The sequence below is a fragment of the Streptomyces sp. NPDC005202 genome (assembly GCF_040608235.1).
Classification (GTDB): domain Bacteria; phylum Actinomycetota; class Actinomycetes; order Streptomycetales; family Streptomycetaceae; genus Streptomyces.
The window spans coordinates 35,049-53,182 of sequence record NZ_JBEXHW010000016.1; the positions used below are offsets into that span (position 1 = coordinate 35,049).

Below are 18,134 nucleotides of genomic sequence, written 5' to 3' on the forward strand. Positions count from 1 at the left end.
AAGGGGACACGTCCCATGTCTCTGGCCGTCCGTCGGCGACGCGCCGGCCGCGGCGGCGAGATCCAGCTCACCGACGCCCTGCCTACGCTGGCCGAGACCCGGAGCCTGGGCGGGCCCGTGCACGGCGTCGTCTTCCAGGCCGCCGCAACGACACCGGGGACCGTGTCGACTGTCTGCGTGCCCTTGTCAGACTCGCACGCGAACGTGAAGATCGGGACCGGACTTCCGGACCAGGCTTCGCAGTCATGTCACGAGGGATGGAGCGCTTTGAGCAGTGTCGAACAGGCCGCCGCGTCGGCCGTGCCCACCCCCTCGGGCCACGGCCCGGCGGCCGCCCAGGAAGCCCACGACGCCGGGACGGCCGCCGCCGAGGACCCGATCTGGTCGGTGCCCGAGCACCTTGCGGACATCCTCGCTCACATCCGCCCGCTGGAGCCCCTCGAGTTGCGCCTCCTCGACGCCCAGGGCTGTGTCCTCGCCGAGGACGTCACGGTTGCGGTCGCGCTGCCGCCGTTCGACAACAGCTCCATGGACGGCTACGCGGTCCGCACCGCCGACGTCGAGGGCGCCTCGGAGCACCGCCCGGCCGTGCTGACCGTCATCGGGGACGTCGCCGCCGGCAGCGGTGAGCTGCCGACCGTCGGCCCCGGTGAGGCCGCCCGCATCATGACCGGTGCCCCGCTGCCGCCCGGCGCCGACGCCGTCGTTCCGGTCGAGTGGACCGACGGCGGTACGGGCCGGGGGCCCGCCACCACCATGCGTGCCCACTCCTCCGCTCCCGAGGGCGCCGGCGGCGAGGTCCGGGTCTACCGCCCCGCCCGGGCCGGACAGCACATCCGCCTCCGCGGCAGCGACGTGCAGGCCGGCGATCTCGCCCTGGAGGCCGGTACGGTCCTCGGCCCATCCCAGATCGGGCTGCTCGCGGCCATCGGCCGCAGCACCGTCACGGTCCGGCCGCGCCCGCGCGTGGTCGTCATGTCCACCGGCAGCGAGCTCGTCCAGCCCGGCGAGGAGCTGACCCCCGGCCGCATCCATGACTCCAACAGCTTCGCGCTCACCGCCGCGGCCCGGGACGCCGGAGCCATCGCCTACCGCGCCGGGGCCGTGGCCGACGACGCCGAGAGCCTGCGTGCCGCCCTGGAGGAGCAGCTGGCCCACGCCGACCTCATCGTCACCAGCGGCGGCGTCAGCGTCGGCGCGTACGACGTGGTGAAGGAAACGTTGTCGCGGTTCGGGGGAGGGGCGCACGACAGGGACGACAGGGACGACGCCGGCGGACCGCACGGCAGCTCCTCCGCCGCGGAAGGCGGCCGGGTCGAGTTCCGCAAGCTCGCCATGCAGCCTGGCAAGCCGCAGGGCTTCGGCCGCATCGGCCCCGACCGCACCCCGCTGCTCGCCCTCCCCGGCAACCCGGTCAGCGCGTATGTCTCCTTCGAGCTGTTCGTCCGCCCCGCGATCCGGGCCCTCATGGGGCTCGAGCCCCACGAGCGCAGGGTGGTCCGGGCCCGTCTCGAGGTCGGCGAGCCGCTGACCTCGCCGGCCGGCAAGCGGCAGTTCCTGCGCGGCAGGTACGAGCCGCCCACCCAGGAGGGGACGGCCGGCGGTGTCGCTCCGGTCGGCGGGGCCGGGTCGCACCTGGTCGCCGCCCTGGCCCATGCGGACGCGTTGATCGTGATCCCCGAGGACACCACGGAGGTCGAGCCGGGTGCCGAGCTGGACGCCTTCCTGCTCGGCTGATCGTGCTCGGCCGAGCCTTCGTCGGGCCGGCCCGGGACCTCCGGGGTTCGTGGATCGGCCCTGGGCTGCCGTCTTTCCGCGGTGCCGGTACCGTGTCTGCCCACGCAGACCACTGGGAGCATCGTCAGCCATGAGCACGCAGCGTCACCTCACGCATCTCGACGACGCGGGTGCCGCCCGCATGGTCGACGTCTCGGACAAGGACGTCACCGCGCGCACCGCGCGCGCGAGCGGGCGGGTCCTGGTCTCCCTGCACGTCGTCGAGCTGTTGCGCGGAGAGGGCGTTCCCAAGGGCGATGCCCTCGCCACGGCCCGGATCGCGGGAATCATGGGTGCCAAGCGCACCCCGGATCTGATTCCGCTGTGTCATCCGCTCGCCGTCTCCGGGGTGAAGGTGGACCTCTCGGTGGCCGACGACGCCGTCGAGATCGAGGCCACCGTCAAGACTACCGATCGCACGGGCGTCGAGATGGAGGCGCTGACAGCCGTCACCGTCGCCGCCCTGACCGTGATCGACATGGTGAAGGCCGTCGACAAGGCCGCGGTCCTCACGGATGTGCGGGTCGAGGAGAAGACCGGAGGCAAGTCCGGGGACTGGAGCCGTACGTCGTGACCCCTGTCCCCTACCGGGCCTTCGTCGTCACCGCCGCCAACCTGTGGGGTTCCAGAACACGGCTCCCTGCGACGACCTGCGTTTTTACGCCGCTCGCTCGTACTCGTCGATGAGGCCGCCGAGTCGTTGTCGGCGCTTGATCCGCTCGGGGGACCTGCTCGGCTTCTCCTGCGAGGCTTGCTGGCTGCGCTTCGCAGGCGCTCACCTGGCCCGGATATTCCCTGCTCCACAGCCGTGATCCCGGAGAAACGGGGGCCGTGGGGCACTGCTGAACCGAAATCCGGCCGGCCCAGATCGTCACCGGGACGCCGAGCGCATCCCGGAACGCGGTGCGCCGGATGGTGGCGGCGGATCATCCGCCGAAGCGCGAGTGCCAGGTCGGCCGCACTGGGCTCAGATCGTCTCGATGCCGAAGCACTTGAGCTTGCGGTAGAGCGAAGATCGGGCGATCCCCAGCGCAGCGGCGGCCTGCATCCGATTACCGCGCGCATCGTGCAGGGCCCTGACGATGGCATCGCGCTCGATCGACTCGAGGCCGGTGAGCTGCCGCCGTGATGCGTTGTGGCAGTAGCCGGGCAGATCCTCGGGCTGGAGGTCTCCGACCGGACGCTTGATCAGCGCGGCCCGGAGGGCCTCCTCCAGCTGGTGGATGTTGCGCGGCCATGTGTAGCGGCAGATCACCCTCATCGCAGCCGGACTGACGCGGATCTCGCGCCCGTTGGAGAGCCTGGCGAGCAACTGGGACACCACCGTGGGAATGTCGTCGATCCGGTGGCGCAAAGGCGGCACCGTCACGGCCTGCTGGAAGTGGACCAGCACTTCCCGGAAGGGGAGATCCGAGTTGATATTGGCGTCCGAGAGGGTGGCTGCGAGGTACGCGGGTCGTTCGCTGTCCGTGAGGGCCTGGAGGAACGTGTCGAGCCGTTCCACGCCGGCGGTGGACAGCGCGTCGATGTTGCGGAAGATGTACAGCGTCGGGATGGGGGTGGCCTCCATCGCCTCCACCGCATTGGTGTGCGAGTCATGCGAGATGTCGACGGCGTCGATGAGCACGCTGCGGCCACCCGGCGTGATGCTGTGATAGATCTCGGTGACCAGCGAGAACTTGCCGGTGCCGGTCTCCCCCATGACGAGCAGCGCATTGTGCTCGGCCAGTGCGGCCGATATATCCGTACATGCTCGTTTCCATGAAGGGGACTGCCCGCTGCCGCTGAGCTTCTTGAGGCCGAGCAGTGGATGCCGACGCGAGCCCGTGTCCCCCTTGGCGGCCGAGGGCGCCGAGAAGACCTCGGCTACGGTGTGCCCCCTGGCCGTCATGGGCGGGCTGTTCTCGCTACGGAGAGTGACTTCGACCACCATGCCGGCCACATCCACGCCCACGACGATCCGTGTGCCCCGCATCCGGACGATCTTGCCGGTCGTCAGCTCGATCTCGTCGACAGCTTGAGCCTCACGCGCCATGAGGTACCGCGCGTGCTCCTGGATTGTCCGCTGCTCGACGGGATCGAACAGGGTCTGGGCCAGTGAGTTGCACATGACGAGGTTGCCGCTGACCGCCATGACGGCTTCCCGTGACCGCGAGTCGACCCGGACGAACGTCTCGAACAATGCCTGCTGACACTGGCTCCGGTCGAGCAGGAGATTGCGCTCGATGTCCTGCGCCGCAGAGCGGACCATGGAGTGCATGAGAGGGTTGGCGTGCTCGGTGAGGCAGCTGATGTCGAGGACGCCCTCGATGCGTCCGGTCAGCGGATCCCGGACCGGTGCGCCGGCGCAGGAGAACGGCTGAAGCCGTTCATGGAAGTGTTCCGGCCCCATGATGTGGACCGGCTGTCCCGACTCGAAGACCGTGCCCACGCCATTGGTTCCCAGATGCCCTTCTGCGTAGCTGAAGCCGGGAGCAAAGGACACGCCGTCGAGCAGGAGCCCGATCGGCCGGGCCGTGTCCACACGACTCAGGACGCGAGCCTTGGCATCGGTCAAGGCGATGCTCAGCGGAATGTCCGCGGTCTCCTCGCTGAGCCGCTTGATGATCGGCTGGGAGCAGCGGACGAGTCGCGAGGAGGTGTCGAGGTCGTTGTGGTACTCCGCCCGCAGGCTGTGGGCGTCGACACCCGCGCTCTGCGAGCGCTGCCATGACGCGGCGACGAGATCGGGGACGTCGCCCACGTCGGCCGACCCTGATGTAAGAAAGCCGGCACGCGCAGCGGCGGTGCGCAGCAGCCGGTTGGCTACATCCACAGTCCAGCTCCTCGGTCCTCAGCGTCCCTACTTCGGCTCGAGACCTCACGGGTCGGACTGCACCGACCTGCCGAGCGGCGCCATGATCATCGCCTTGGCGGACTACTCGTAGGATGTGAGGACACCTTCTCCGGCGCGCGGTCGGCCGGACGGGGTCTCCTGTCGGCGAGCGCGAATGCCCGCGCACCTGAGATGCGGCCAGTCAGGTGGTACGGGCCCCGGTTGGAGTAGAAGTATCAAGGCACGGACCCGGCCGCGTCTATAGGCAAGCCTGCCCGAGTTGCTCCCACCCTTGCAGCCGGCCGTCGCGTCATGGCGGCCCCCGCCGCTCGGCGGGCTGCCACCGCGCAGCGACGATCAGAGACGCCCATGCCGCCGCGACGCGTCGCCTGTCCTGGGGTTGGACACCGACCCGGCGCAACGGCGACCGGGTCCGGACGGCCGGTCCGGCGCGACAGTCGACGCCCCTCCCGCGCGGCACCGCCACAGACGGGATGAAGGCGGCATCACGGGCCCACGATCAAGCGCCACGCATGTGAAACATACAAGGTGAACGCGCGAAATTACCTCGCCGCATCTCTCAGGGGAAGGGCTGGGGACGGTCTTTTTTCCGCGAGGCGGTGTCCGAATGTGGGACACGTCGGGTTCCGGCGAATGAAGTGAACTTTGCCGCAGTCCTCCTGAGCCCGAGGAGAGACGAACCACGGCATCCCCATCGGACGACGCAAGGGACCTTCATGGAACGTCTGATCAACATTGACAACGGTGGGACTCTCACCGATATCTGTGTCTGGGACGGCGAGGACTTCACCTACACCAAGACGCTGACCACGCCGTTCGACCTGTCGCAGTGCCTCTTCGACGGCATCACGAAGGCGTCTGCCGAGGTCTTCGGCGAGAAGAACCTCGAGGGGCTGCTGCACAGCACCCAGCACATCCGCTACTCGACCACGCAGGGCACGAACGCCCTTGTGGAGCGCAAGGGGCCACGCATCGGCCTCATCACCGACGACGCGGCCGTCGTGGACGAGCTGCGTCAGAGCGAGGCAGAGGCGAGTCTCTTCGACGACCTCGTCGGAAACCGCGTCGCCATCGTCGACCCGCATGCGGACGACGAGGCCCTCAACTTCGACCTCGTCCAGCACGTCAATGCGCTGACGACGGACGGTGCCGCGCGCATCGTCGTGGCCGTCGGCGAGACGAATGGGAACGAGGAGCGCAGGCTGCGGCAGATCCTGCTGCGGAAGTTCCCCCGCCACCTGCTGGGTTCGGTACCGATTCTCTACTCCTGGGAGTTCGCGGCCGACCGGGTCCGTGCCCGCCGCATCTGGTCCGGCATCATCAACTCCTTCCTGCACCCGACCATGGAGCGCTTCCTCTACAACGCGGAGGACCGGCTGCGGGAACACCGGGTCAGGAACCCGCTGCTCATCTACCGCAACGACGGCGCTTCCTCGCGCGTCGCCAAGTCGGTCGCGCTCAAGACGTACTCCTCCGGTCCTCGCGGTGGTCTCGAGGGCACCCGTGCCCTGGCCCAGGCCTACGGCCTCAAGCACGTCCTCATGATCGACGTGGGCGGCACCACCACCGACGTGGGCTCTGTCAAGGACGCGCAGATCGCGGTCGAACGCCGGGGCTCGGTCAAGGGCGTGCCGATCTCGTTCCCCTTGAGCGACGTGCACTCGGCCGGTGTCGGCGGCAGCTCGGTCATCTCTGTCAAGGACGGCGAGATCACGGTCGGACCCGAGAGTGTCGGTGCGGCGCCCGGCCCGGCCTGTTTCGGCTTCGGCGGTACGAGCGCCACGATCACCGACGTCAACCTGCTGCTCGGTGTGCTCGACCCGGCGACCTATCTGGACGGGGGTGTCTCGCTGGACGCCGAGCGCGCGAAGGCGGTCATCAGGTCGACGGTCGCCGAGCCTCTCGGCATCACGCTGGAAGAGGCGCTCGTGCGGATGGAGGCCGCCTACTTCTCCCGGATGGCCGAGTCGTTCGCGCCGATGATCGAGAACCCGGCCGAGACGACGATCGCGGCCTTCGGTGGCGCCGGTCCGATGAGCGCCTGCGGCGCGGCGCGCCTGAACAACGTCAAGAGCGTGCTCATCCCCAAGCTCGCGGCCGTCTTCTCGGCCTTCGGGATCAGCTTCTCCGACATCGGCCAGAACTACGAGGGCGGGATCCCCGAGCCGACCGCCGAGTCCGCCAAGGAGGTGTACGACGCCTTGCTGGCCCGGGCCGAACGCGACATCTTCCAGGAAGGATACGACCTGGCATCGTGTCAGGTCGCCTGGCACCTGGCGGTCGAGGAAGCGGACGGCAGCTTCGTCTCAGAGACGCCTTACACCGTGGGCGACGTACCCCGCCTCAGCGACGGGCAGCGCGCATCCCTGAAACTCAGCGTCACCGTCGAACTGCCGCACCCCAGCCTCGGCTCGGGTGCCGCGGCGACGCCGACGCCGGCTGTCCCCAACGGATCCCGTCAGGTGCGTTCGAGTGCCACTCAGGTGGACGAGGTGTCCGTGTACTCCCTCGTCGACCAGGCGCCCGGTGCCACAGCACAAGGTCCGGCGATCGTCGAGGGACCGTTCTTCACCGCCCGCGTCCTGGAGGGCTGGAAGCTCGACGTCACGGCGACGGGCGACCTCATGCTCACGGACACCCGCTGACCGCCCACCCACAGTTCACAAGAAAGGCAACGGTCACCATGCGCGTTCCGATGACCGAGTACTTGTTCATCGATCTGGACACCGAGAGGTGGGTGTGCCGGGTCTGTGACCACGACCTCGGCAGCGCCCGGGGAAACTACAAGGAGGGCACGCTCGTCTACGACCGTGATCCTCGCGAGATCCACCAGCCGATCATCGATCCGGAGCGGTACGAGTTCACCTTCTCCCCGGATCCCACGTACTGCCGGATCCTCGAGTTCTACTGCCCCGGGTGTGCCACCCAGCTCGAGACCGAGTACGTGCCGCCGGGCCACCCCCCGGCCGTCGACATGCTCTGGGACATCGACGCCCTTCGCGCCCAGTGGCAGGAGCGCGGCACCGACCCCATGGAAGCCATCAGCTACGGCCCGGGCGTCGAATCCGGCAGCAACGTCGACCACGGCAAGATCGCCCACCGCCACTGACCGCCGTCGAGAAGGAGACCCATCACCATGAAGCGTATCTCCGTCGACATCGGCGGAACGTTCACCGACTGCTTCTTCGTCTGGGACGACAAGTACGTCGAGGCCAAAGCCCTGACGACGCATCACAACCTCGCCCTCGGCTTCAATGAGGCGCTCGACATCGCGTGCAGCCGGGCAGGGCTGGACCGCGACCTGGTGCTGTCCGAAGTCGACTCCGTCCGGTACGCGACAACTCTGGGCACCAACGCGCTCATCGAGCGCAAGGGTCCCAAGGTCGGCGCCCTCGTCACGCACGGCTTCGAGGACACCATCCCGCTGTCACGGGGACGCGGCTACGGCGAGGGACTGGATCCCTCCATGCAGCAGAACCTGCCGGCCGCGGAACGGCCCGAGCCCCTCGTGCCGCGCCATCTCATCCGCTCGGTCAAGGAGCGGGTGAACTCGGCCGGCAGGATCGTCGTCCCGATCGACGAGACGGACGTGCGCAACATGGTCCGCGAGCTCGTCGACAACGGCGCCGAGGCCCTCGTCGTGTCGCTGACCAACGCGACCGAGAACCCCGAGCACGAACTGCGGATCCAGGAGATCATCCTCGAGGAGTACCCGCCGCACGAGCTCGGCGCCATTCCGGTGCTGCTGGGCCACCAGGTCTCCGGCCGCAAGGGCGAGTACGTGCGGGCCACGTCGACCATCGTCGACGGCTTCCTTCACGAGATCATGTTCCACGCGCTCAGCCAGCTCGCCAACAACCTGCGCGACTCCGGCTACGACAAGCCGATGCTGGTCATTCACAACTCGGGCGGCATGGCGCAGATGAACTCCACCGACGCCCTCCAGACCATCCACTCGGGTCCGATCGCCGGTGTCGGGGCAGCGGAGCACCTGTCGAGCGAGACGGGTATCGGCAATGTGATCGCGACGGACATGGGCGGCACGTCCTTCGACATCGGCCTGGTTCCCGAGGGCGGCGTCAAGCACTACGACTTCCAGCCGACGATCGACCGCTGGCTGGTGTCGGTGCCGATGGTCCACCTGCTGACCCTCGGGGCGGGCGGTGGCTCCATCGCCACGTTCGACCGTATTCACAAGGGCGTCAAGATCGGTCCGGAGTCGGCCGGGTCCGATCCGGGGCCGGCGTGCTACGACCGAGGCGGCCTGCGGCCGACGGTCACCGACGCGGACCTGCTGCTCGGCTATCTCGACCCGGACAACTACGCCAACGGCTTCATCAAGCTCAACCCCAAGCGCTCGGTCTTCGCGATCGAGGAGACCCTCTGCGACGAACTCGACATGGATGTCATCGACGTCGCGAAGGAGATCAAGCGGGGCGTCGACGAGCAGATGGCCATCGGCATCGCCAAGGAGCTGCGGGTCCGCGGCTACCTTCCCGAGGACTTCACCATGCTCGCCTACGGCGGGAACGGCCCGCTGCACGCCTGCGGCATCGCCGACCACGCCGGCATCAAGAAGATCCTCGCTCCGCCGTTCTCCTCCGTGTTCTCCGCCTGCGGCGCCGGCAACATGCAGCCGCTGCACATCCACGAGCGTGGTGCCCACGTGGTCCTGTACAACGCGACGGACCGCAGCCTGTACGACAAGTACGACGAGTTCAACGCCATCGTCGGCGAGCTCGAGGCCAAGGGGCGGGAGGACCTGGTCCGCCAGGGATACGACCCGGAGGACGTCCAGTACCGCCTCGAGATGGACATGCGGTACGGCAACCAGCTGGTGACGACGGCGGTGGTCTTCGACATCACCCGGATGAACGGTGTCGGCGACGTCCTGCACATGATCCGGACCTTCTCCGACATCTACGGCAAGCGCTACGGCGAGGGCTCGGAGGCTCCCGAGGCGGGAATCCGGGTCCAGACCATCCGCGTCGCGTCCTTCGTCGAGGGTGACGTCGTGAAGTTCGATTCTCTCGAGTTCGCGGGGGAACGCACGGATCCGACCCCGGTGAACCACCGCAGGGTCCACTTCGTCGGCGAGGACCAGCCGATCAACACGCCGATCTACGACGCCACGGCACTGACGCACGAACACCGGGTCGTCGGCCCGGCGATCGTCACCACCGAGAACACCACGTACCTCGTCGAGCCCGGCTGGCGCCTGGAGCCCACCCCGCAGGGTGCGGTGTGGTTCCTGCGGGACTAGTCCCCATCGGCTTTCAGGGAGAATCGCAATGACCGTCATGCACGAGCAGAAGCAGAACAAGGGACTGACTCCGCAGGAGCAGGAGTGGGTCGACCAGTTCATGGACGAGACCACCCTGTTCCTCGGTCCGGACCGCGAGATCATGCGGTCCCACCACATCGCGCCGCGATCGGAGCTCGAGCAGGAGTGCATCGCCAAGGGCATCGACCCGCTGCAGATCGACCGGATCCGCAAGCGTCTCGCCGGCGCTCTCGACGAGGGCTACGAGATGTGCGAGGCGATGGGTGCCGCCCCCGGCGCGAAGTGGGGTGACCTCACGACCGCCATCTACACGGCCGCGGGAGACGTCACCTACCTCTCCTGCCACGGCGTGATCGCCTTCTCGGCGATCCTGCACCACCCGATCCGGTACATCATGAAGTACTGGAAGGACGAGCCGACCGTCGGCATCAACCCCGGTGACGGCTTCATCCACAACGACGCCCGGTTCGGCAACGTCCACAACACCGACCAGTCGATGATCATGCCGGTCATCCGCAACGGCGAGGTGATCGCCTGGGTCGCCGCCACCATCCACGAAGGCGAGAACGGCGCCTGCGAACCGGGCGGCATGCCGTCGGGCTCGGAGACCCCTTTCGACGACGGTCTGCGGATGAGCCCGTTCAAAATCGTGGAGCGCGGTGAACTCCGCCGTGACCTGCTGACCTTCCTGCAGCACTCGGTCCGCGACCCCAAGCTTCAGCTCGCCGACCTCAAGGTCAAGATCGGCGCGGTGAAGCGGATCATGGAGCGCGTCGACGCCATCATCGACGAGGTCGGTGTGGAGACCTTCGTCGCCGCACTGCGGGTGACGGTCGAGGACGTGGAGGAGGAGGTGCGCCGCAGGATCAGGGAACTGCCCGACGGCACGGTGCGCTTCAACCAGTTCATGGACTCGACCCTGAAGGAGAACATCCTCATCAAGTTCGCCTGCAAGGTGACGGTCAAGGGCGACAAGATGACGATCGATCTGCGGGGCACCGGGCCGGAGATCCTCAACCGCGCCATCAACTCGCCGCTGTGTTCGGTGAAGTCGATGTTCATGCAGGCGATCCTGGCCTTCTGGTGGCCGGACCTGCCGCGCTGTACGTCGGCGATGAGCCCGATCGAGATCATCTCCGACGAGCACACCTGGGCCGACGCCGGCTACGACGCTCCGATGGGGCAGTCGCTGCAGGCCTCGTTCCGCGGCTTCTCGGCCCTGCAGTCGTCGTGGGCCAAGCTGCAGTTCTCCAACCCGGAGAAGTTCTCCAACGTCATCGCGCCGTGGTTCAACCAGATCAACACGTTCCTGTGGGGCGGTGAGAACCAGCACGGAGACCAGCTCGGCAACCTCTGCGCGGACCTCAACGGCATGCCGGGGGGCGCCAAGGCCTTCATGGACGGCGAGGACGCGGTCTCTCCGCTGTTCTGCGCCATGGCCGACATGGCGGAGCAGGAGGTCATGGAGGAGGAAGTTCCCTTCATGCAGCTGGTGTCCAAGCGCCTGGTGCGGGACAACATGGGCTTCGGCAAGTACACCGGTGGCATGGGCTACGAGATGATCGTCGCCAGCGAGGGGACGCCCCTGTGGGGCTTCATGACAGTCACCTCCGGCGCCAAGTTCTCGTCGATCTACGGCATGTTCGGTGGCTACGGCTGCGGCACCTACCCGCTGGCCAGGGTCAAGGGGGTCAATGTCTACGACGTGGTCCGCAAGGATCCCAGTCGGTTCGACCTCTCGATCGAAAAGGTCATGAACGAGCAGCCCTTCGAGGGCGGGCAGTACATGACGAGCCACATGGGAATGCAGTTCGACGTCGCCAAGGACGGCGAGCTCTACATGATCAGCCAGGGCGCCGGCGGTGGTTACGGCGATCCCCTCGAGCGGGACCCGCTGGCGGTGATCAAGGACCTCGAACTCAATCGCATCACCCCCAAGGTCGCCAAGGACATCTTCGCGGTCGCCTACGACCCGGAGACCCTGGTCCTCGATGTGGAAGGCACCAAGGCGCTGCGTGAGCAGGCCCGTAGGGACCGGCTGACGCGAGGCAAGCCCTACGCCGAGTTCGTCGAGGAGTTCGTCACGCCCGAGCCCCCCAAGGACCTGCTGTACTACGGCTCCTGGGGCGACGACACCGAAGAGCTCACGGCAACGGTGTTCGACATCAACGGCCCCAAGCGGGTCACCGCTCCGGTCTCTCAGATGCCCATCATCATGCTTCCGGACCGCCGGGACCTCAAGGTCGCCGCCCTCGAGGCCCGCGTGCGCGAGCTGGAGGACAAGCACGGCGAGCACATCGTCCGCAAGTCCTAGGGCACCGTTCGGCGGTGACGTCACTCTTGGCTCGCGCAGAGCGGAGAGTGACGTCACCGCTCACCACCACACCGCCACCGTCGTCGGCCTCCCGACATTCCGTTCCCCCGACTCTCAGGAGCCACCGTGGCCCTCGATTTCGTATCGGTCGTCTCCGCACCGCCGTCAGGGCGCAGCACCGCCGTGATCATCGACCATCAGCAGTACGCGCGGACCGTCCTCCTGCGTGGCCAACCTGTCCCGTGGGGCGATGCGATGGCCTACTCCAACTTCTTCGGTCAGGCCCAAGCCCTGCTCAAGCCGGACGCCACCCTGCTCGACCTCGGCGCGCTGTACGACTTCCTCCTCGCCTCCGACGACGCGCTCAAGACCTCGATGTCGGCACGCTCACGCACTGGCTACGCGCTGAAGACGCTGCTCGCCGACGAAGGCTTGGCCGGCAAGGCTCTTGAGTTCGCGAGCGTGCTGTCGCAGACCTCCAGCTCGCCCCTCGTCCTGCAGATCCCCTCGCCGATGCTGTGGCTGGCGCGCACGCACGAGCTCAGCGGTGCGGGAGCCCTCGACGACCTCGAGGCCGACCACGCGGAGAACATGGCCATGTACGTGGCCGACTGGCTCCGGCGCCTGTCCGCTCTTCCGGTGTCTCTGCTTCTGCTGGATGCGCGCTGGGCCGGTCCCGGGCGCCTGCCCGCGGTCGATCTCACGGCCTACACACCGATCTCCAACATCACGGACCACTACCGCTGGACACTGGGCCAGCGTGACGACGACGGAGTCAGGGTGGCGGGGCGGTCGGTGACCGGTGTCGCAGTGCCACCGGATTACTGGCGGTCGGAGGGCGCCACGGCCCCGGTGGGTGACTTCCTCATCGCGGACATCCCGGCGGACGCAGTCCCTGAAACCGTGCTGGCCCAGCTCGCACATCTGACCTGAGGGGGGAAACAGGATGGACAAAGTCGTAGCAAGCGCGGCCGAGGCGGTGGCGGACATTCCCTCCGGGGCCAGCATCGCATCCGGTGGTTTCGGCATCTCGGGGATCCCCGCGGTGATCATCGACGCGATCGTGGAACGCGGCATCACCGACCTGGAGATCTTCTCCAACAACTGCGGCACCGACGGGGTCGGGCTCGGAAAGCTGCTGGAGAACAAGCAGATCCGCCGCATTGTGGCGTCGTACGTGGGTGAGAACAAGGAGTTCGCGCGCCAGTACCTCGCGGGTGAGCTCGAGGTCGAGCTCACCCCGCAGGGCACCCTCGCCGAGCGACTGCGGGCCGCGGGTGTGGGCGTACCGGCGTTCTACACGCTGACCGGCATGGGCACTCAGGTCGCCAAGGGCGGGCTGCCGTGGCGGTATGCCCCGGATGGTTCGGTCGCCGTCGCTTCCCCGCCGAAGCCGACGGCGGAGTTCGAGGGCCGGACGTACCTGCTCGAACGTGCGCTGCCCGCAGACTTCGCCATCGTGCGGGCCTGGAAGGGCGACCGTCACGGAAACCTGCGGTTCCGCAAGGCGGCACGCAACTTCAACCCGGTATGCGCCATGGCCGGCGCCATCGCCATCGCTGAGGTGGAGCACCTCGTCGAACCAGGCGACATCGACCCGGATGACGTGCATCTGCCCGGTGTCTATGTCGACCGGGTGGTGGCTCTGACGGCAGAACAGGCTGCGGACAAGGGAATAGAAAGGCTCACCACCCGTCCGCGATCCGCGAAGGACGGTACTCGATCATGGCGCTGACGAGAGAAGAGATGGCGGCGCGCGCCGCGCAGGAGCTGCAGGACGGTGACTACGTCAACCTCGGGATCGGCTTGCCCACGCTCGTCCCGAACTACGTCGCGGACGACATCGAGCTGGTGTTGCAGTCCGAGAACGGCATCCTGGGCACGGGCCCTTACCCGTTCGACGGCGATCAGGACCCCGACCTCATCAACGCCGGCAAGGAGACGGTCACGGTACGACCCGGCGCCTCCTTCTTCGACTCCGCGACCAGTTTCGGGATGATCCGCTCCGGCAAGATCGACGCCGCCATCCTCGGGGCGATGCAGGTCTCCGCCACCGGCGACATCGCCAACTGGATGATCCCCGGCAAGATGGTCAAGGGCATGGGCGGAGCCATGGACCTCGTGCACGGCGCCAAGAAGGTCATCGTCCTCATGGAGCATGTCGCCAAGGACGGGGCGTTCAAGATCCTCAACACGTGTTCCCTTCCCCTGACGGGGGAACGCGTCGTCCAGCGCATCATCACCGACCTCGCCGTCATCGACGTCACGGCCGCCGGCCTGAAGCTTGTGGAGTGCGCTCCAGGCGTCACGGAGTCCCAGGTGCGCGACGCGACCGAACCACCGCTGATCTAGGGGCATTCGGCATGAACATCGGCCATCTTCTGGATCGAGCCGCTCATGATGCGCCGGACCGTACGGCGGTATACGTCGGCGCGCGTCCCCTGCGAACCTATCGACAGCTGCGGGACCGCGTCGCGACTCTCGCTCAAGCGTTGCGCGAACGCGGCTGTCGGCCCGGTGACCGGGTGGCGCTGTTCCTGGGCAACCGGCCCGAGTACCTGGAGCTCCTTTTCGCCTCCTGGTGGGCCGGACTGGCCGTGGTCCCCATCAACGCCAAGCTGCACCCGCAGGAAGCCGCCTACATCCTGACCGACGCTCAGGCGCGGCTCCTCGTGACGGACCAGGCGCATGTCGCCGGGATCCGCCCGATCCTCGGCGGCGATCTGGCCGGGGTCGATCTGCTCGTCGCGGACTCGGCGGATTACGACGCGCTGGTCGACACCCCTCCGGGCCGCGGGGAGCCGTGCGCGAGCGTCGCGGTGACCGACATCGCGTGGCTGTTCTACACATCGGGGACGACCGGCCGCCCCAAAGGCGTCGCGCTCGCCCATCGGCAACTGCTGGCGATGATCATGAGCTACCACGCACAGGTGGACGCGGTGGGACCCCAGGACAAGACCCTGTATGCGGCCCCGATGTCGCACGGCGCGGGGATCTACAGCGGGGTGTTCACGCTGAACGGATCCGGGCACGTGTTTCCGCCCAGCGGCGGCTTCGATGCCGCCGAGGTCTGCGACATCGCCCGGACCCTGGGGCGGGTGTCCCTCTTCGCCGCACCCACGATCGTCAACCGCCTGGTGCGGCACGTCGAGCAGACCGGACTTCCGGTCAAGGAGACCGGAGCGTTCAAGACCATCACCTACGGCGGCGGACCCATGTACGTCCAGGACCTCATCCGGGCACGCCAGGTGATGGGGGACTGCTTCGTCCAGATCTACGGCCAGGGCGAGTCCCCGATGACCATCACGACGCTGAGCCGCGACGTCATCGCCGACGACGGGCACCCGCGGTGGCTGGAGCGGATCGGCAGCGTCGGCAGAGCGTTCGCGATGTGCGAGGTCGCCGTGGTCGACGGAGACGGGAAGCCGGTGCCACCGGGTGTGACCGGTGAGATCGTTGTGCGTGGCGACACGGTGATGCTCGGCTACTGGCGCAACCCCGAAGCCACCGCCTCGGCCATCCGTGACGGCTGGCTGTGGACAGGGGACATGGGCAGTCTCGACGAGGACGGGTATCTCACCCTCAAGGACCGGTCGAAGGACGTGATCATCTCCGGGGGCACGAACATCTACCCCCGTGAGGTGGAGGAGGTACTGCTGCGGCACGAGGGTGTCGCGGAGGTCTCCGTGATCGGCCGCCCCGACCCGGAGTGGGGCGAAGCGGTGGTGGCCTGTGTCGTCCTGGGCGACCCGTCGGTGGACGCGCAGGACCTCGATACGTTCTGCTGCCGGTACATGGCCCGATTCAAGCGGCCCAAGGACTACCACTTCCTCGAGGCTTTGCCGAAGAACAACTACGGCAAGGTGCTCAAGTCACAGCTGCGCCAGGCGCTCGCCCAGGCCCGTGCGCGGACTTCCCGGACCCAGACGCAAAGCCCACCAGCAAAGGACCGATGACGATGACGGCGCCAGTGTGGATTCTCGGCGGCTACCAGAGCGACTTCGCCCGCAGCATCAGCAAGGAGAAACTCGAGATCAGCGACCTGGTGAAGGAGACCACGACCGGCACTCTCGAGGCCGCCGGGATCGGGGCCGAGCAGGTCGAGGTGATTCACTTCGCCAATGCGATGGGCGAGTTCTACGTCAAGCAAGGCCATCTGGGCTCGATGGTCGCCACCGTGCTGCCCGAGCTGAGCGGGATCCCCGCCGCGCGGCACGAAGCAGCCTGCGCCTCCGGTGGTGTGGCGGTCATGGCGGCCATGGCCGATCTCGAGTCCGGGCGATACGACGTCGCCCTCGTCGTCGGCGCCGAGATCGAGCGCAACGTCCCGGGCAAGGTCGGTGCCGGGTATCTGGCGAGCGCGTCGTGGGTCGGGCATGAGGGGGAGGGCCAGGAGTACATGTGGCCGTTCACCTTCTCGGAGATCGCGCAGGAATACGACCGGCGGTTCGGCCTCGATGACGAACACCTTCGGGCGATCGCGCGGCAGAACATCGCCAATGCCAAGGCCAATCCGAAGGCCCAGACGCGCGGCTGGGACACGCCGCCGGAGTGCTTCAGCGACGACGACGCCGCCAACCCGCGGGTGGTCGGTCGCGTGCGGCGCTATGACTGCAGCCAGGTCACCGACGGGGGCGCCGGCGTCGTGCTCGTATCCGATCGCTGGCTGCGGGACAACCGTGATGCCGTCCACACCCCGGTCGCGCGCATCGCGGGGTGGGGACACCGCAGCGCGTCCCTGCACCTCCAGCACAAGCTGGACGCCAGCGCGGACAGCGACTTCGTGTTCCCGCATGTCAGAGACACCATCTCCGACGCCTTTGCACGCGCCGGGATCAGCGATGTGTTCGAGCTCGACGGCATCGAGACCCATGACTGCTTCACCGTGTCGCAGTACCTCGCCATCGACCACTTCGGCATCACCGCGCCCGGACGCAGCGGCGAGGCCGTCCTCAGCGGCGACACGGCACGGGACGGGCGCATACCGGTCAATCCGAGCGGCGGACTCATCGGCGTCGGACACCCTGTGGGGGCCACCGGTGTGCGGATGCTGCTCGACGGCTATCTTCAGGTCACCGGCCAGGCGGGCGGCTACCAGGTCGCGGATGCACGTCGGTTCGCGACGTTGAACTTCGGCGGCAGCACCGCGACTGTCGTCTGCACGATCATCGAGAGCTGACGGCGCGCGAATCCGGTCAGCAGAAGGCGTGCGCGAGCATCTCCGGGGTGAGGTGCCGGTACCGGCCCGGACACCTCTGTCACGGAACATTTGCCCACAAAACGTGTGGCCGGGCCAGACGCAGCTGGGTGTGGACCGCGAGGATCACCAGCGGCCAGGGCGTCGTAGAGCCCCATGCCCGCGGTGGTGCTCGCCCACCAGCGACAATTCCACCAGGGACCGGACCGGGCCGTCCGCACAGAGTACGGCGTCGGCCAGTTCGAACCACGCATCCGCGCGCCGGGTCAGGCAGGAGTAGAACTCGCCCTGGAAGCGTGGCAGTTCCGCGAACGGCTCCTGCCGGACAGCATGATGCAACAGACTCATCGCCACGGCCTTCGTGCTGAGCATGTGTGTTCCTTGGTCGGAGCACGTGATCAGCCGAAGGCCGCCTGCACGTACGGCGGTTCGCGATGCGAGTGATCAAGTACGACGAGCCATTCGAGGCCCGAGGTTGAAGATCAAGTGCTGCGGCGAGATCGCGGCCCAGCGTGGCGGTCGCCATGGCGTGCTGTGTCGTGACGGCGTGCCAGAGAGGTCGTGCTCGTGTCCGAGAACCCGTTGGAGCCACCGTCCCCGCCCACGGTGCTGTTCGTGTGCGCGCACAATGCGGGCCGCTCGCAGATCGCCGCCGCGTTCCTGGAGGAGCTGGCCGGGGACCGGGTGCGGGTGTAGTCCGCGACATCGTCCACCGGCCAGTCCTCAT

Annotated in this window: 12 protein-coding genes and 2 pseudogenes; 12 read left to right on the plus strand and 2 right to left on the minus strand. The window is 67.7% G+C overall.

The window, feature by feature from the left end:
• The first annotated feature begins 378 nt into the window (after positions 1-378).
• Both glp and moaC read left to right on the plus strand, forming a co-directional pair.
• Positions 379-1,737: a gephyrin-like molybdotransferase Glp gene (gene glp, locus ABZV31_RS22580; protein WP_355896900.1), complete on the plus strand. Its 1,359-nt coding sequence runs from the start codon at positions 379-381 to the stop codon at positions 1,735-1,737.
• 130 nt (positions 1,738-1,867) lie between these two features.
• The gene (gene moaC / locus ABZV31_RS22585; protein ID WP_355896666.1) at positions 1,868-2,350 is read left to right on the plus strand and encodes a cyclic pyranopterin monophosphate synthase MoaC; all 483 of its coding nucleotides are present in this window, start codon (positions 1,868-1,870) and stop codon (positions 2,348-2,350) included.
• A 393-nt stretch (positions 2,351-2,743) separates the two neighbouring features.
• On the opposite strand, the gene ABZV31_RS22590 is transcribed toward moaC, so the two are convergent.
• Positions 2,744-4,333, minus strand: a complete 1,590-nt coding sequence (locus tag ABZV31_RS22590) for a helix-turn-helix domain-containing protein (protein WP_355896668.1) — start codon at positions 4,331-4,333, stop codon at positions 2,744-2,746.
• A 995-nt stretch (positions 4,334-5,328) separates the two neighbouring features.
• Here ABZV31_RS22590 and ABZV31_RS22595 point away from each other — a divergent pair.
• From ABZV31_RS22595 to ABZV31_RS22635, 9 genes are all read left to right on the plus strand, one after another.
• Positions 5,329-7,257: a hydantoinase/oxoprolinase family protein gene (locus ABZV31_RS22595; protein ID WP_355896671.1), complete on the plus strand. Its 1,929-nt coding sequence runs from the start codon at positions 5,329-5,331 to the stop codon at positions 7,255-7,257.
• A 50-nt stretch (positions 7,258-7,307) separates the two neighbouring features.
• Positions 7,308-7,721 carry an acetone carboxylase subunit gamma gene (locus ABZV31_RS22600; RefSeq protein ID WP_355896674.1) on the plus strand — a complete coding sequence of 138 codons (414 nt, stop codon included), beginning with the start codon at positions 7,308-7,310 and terminating at the stop codon, positions 7,719-7,721.
• Positions 7,722-7,748: 27 nt separating this feature from the next.
• Complete coding sequence (locus ABZV31_RS22605; protein WP_355896677.1) at positions 7,749-9,875, plus strand: hydantoinase/oxoprolinase family protein; 2,127 nt, start codon at positions 7,749-7,751, stop codon at positions 9,873-9,875.
• Positions 9,876-9,903: 28 nt separating this feature from the next.
• A complete protein-coding gene (locus ABZV31_RS22610) occupies positions 9,904-12,210 on the plus strand; it encodes a hydantoinase B/oxoprolinase family protein (protein WP_355896679.1) in 2,307 nt (768 codons plus the stop codon).
• A gap of 126 nt (positions 12,211-12,336) precedes the next feature.
• Positions 12,337-13,143: a hypothetical protein gene (locus ABZV31_RS22615; RefSeq protein ID WP_355896682.1), complete on the plus strand. Its 807-nt coding sequence runs from the start codon at positions 12,337-12,339 to the stop codon at positions 13,141-13,143.
• A gap of 13 nt (positions 13,144-13,156) precedes the next feature.
• Positions 13,157-13,945 (plus strand): CoA transferase subunit A, encoded by a 789-nt coding sequence (locus ABZV31_RS22620; RefSeq protein WP_355896684.1) that lies wholly within the window; start codon positions 13,157-13,159, stop codon positions 13,943-13,945.
• Positions 13,936-14,562 carry a CoA transferase subunit B gene (locus ABZV31_RS22625; RefSeq protein WP_355896687.1) on the plus strand — a complete coding sequence of 209 codons (627 nt, stop codon included), beginning with the start codon at positions 13,936-13,938 and terminating at the stop codon, positions 14,560-14,562. Before ABZV31_RS22620 ends, ABZV31_RS22625 begins: the two co-directional genes overlap by 10 nt.
• 11 nt (positions 14,563-14,573) lie before the next feature.
• Complete coding sequence (locus ABZV31_RS22630) at positions 14,574-16,166, plus strand: AMP-binding protein (protein ID WP_355896688.1); 1,593 nt, start codon at positions 14,574-14,576, stop codon at positions 16,164-16,166.
• A complete protein-coding gene (locus ABZV31_RS22635) occupies positions 16,163-17,389 on the plus strand; it encodes an acetyl-CoA acetyltransferase (protein ID WP_355896691.1) in 1,227 nt (408 codons plus the stop codon). The genes ABZV31_RS22630 and ABZV31_RS22635 overlap by 4 nt, the downstream gene beginning before the upstream one ends.
• A 165-nt stretch (positions 17,390-17,554) precedes the next feature.
• On the opposite strand, the pseudogene ABZV31_RS22640 reads toward ABZV31_RS22635, so the two are convergent.
• Positions 17,555-17,755 (minus strand): annotated as a pseudogene (locus ABZV31_RS22640) (transposase); the annotation flags it as partial.
• A 234-nt stretch (positions 17,756-17,989) separates the two neighbouring features.
• Between ABZV31_RS22640 and ABZV31_RS22645 the strand changes: the two are divergent.
• Positions 17,990-18,100: pseudogene (locus ABZV31_RS22645) on the plus strand (phosphotyrosine protein phosphatase); the annotation flags it as partial.
• Positions 18,101-18,134: the final 34 nt, after the last annotated feature.

Coding starts and splice junctions, on each gene's coding strand:
- moaC (WP_355896666.1), top strand. CDS start 1,868: ATGAGCACGCAGCGTCACCTCACGCATCTCGACGACGCGGGTGCCGCC.
- ABZV31_RS22595 (WP_355896671.1), top strand. CDS start 5,329: ATGGAACGTCTGATCAACATTGACAACGGTGGGACTCTCACCGATATC.
- ABZV31_RS22600 (WP_355896674.1), top strand. CDS start 7,308: ATGACCGAGTACTTGTTCATCGATCTGGACACCGAGAGGTGGGTGTGC.
- ABZV31_RS22605 (WP_355896677.1), top strand. CDS start 7,749: ATGAAGCGTATCTCCGTCGACATCGGCGGAACGTTCACCGACTGCTTC.
- ABZV31_RS22610 (WP_355896679.1), top strand. CDS start 9,904: ATGACCGTCATGCACGAGCAGAAGCAGAACAAGGGACTGACTCCGCAG.
- ABZV31_RS22620 (WP_355896684.1), top strand. CDS start 13,157: ATGGACAAAGTCGTAGCAAGCGCGGCCGAGGCGGTGGCGGACATTCCC.
- ABZV31_RS22625 (WP_355896687.1), top strand. CDS start 13,936: ATGGCGCTGACGAGAGAAGAGATGGCGGCGCGCGCCGCGCAGGAGCTG.
- ABZV31_RS22630 (WP_355896688.1), top strand. CDS start 14,574: ATGAACATCGGCCATCTTCTGGATCGAGCCGCTCATGATGCGCCGGAC.
- ABZV31_RS22635 (WP_355896691.1), top strand. CDS start 16,163: ATGACGATGACGGCGCCAGTGTGGATTCTCGGCGGCTACCAGAGCGAC.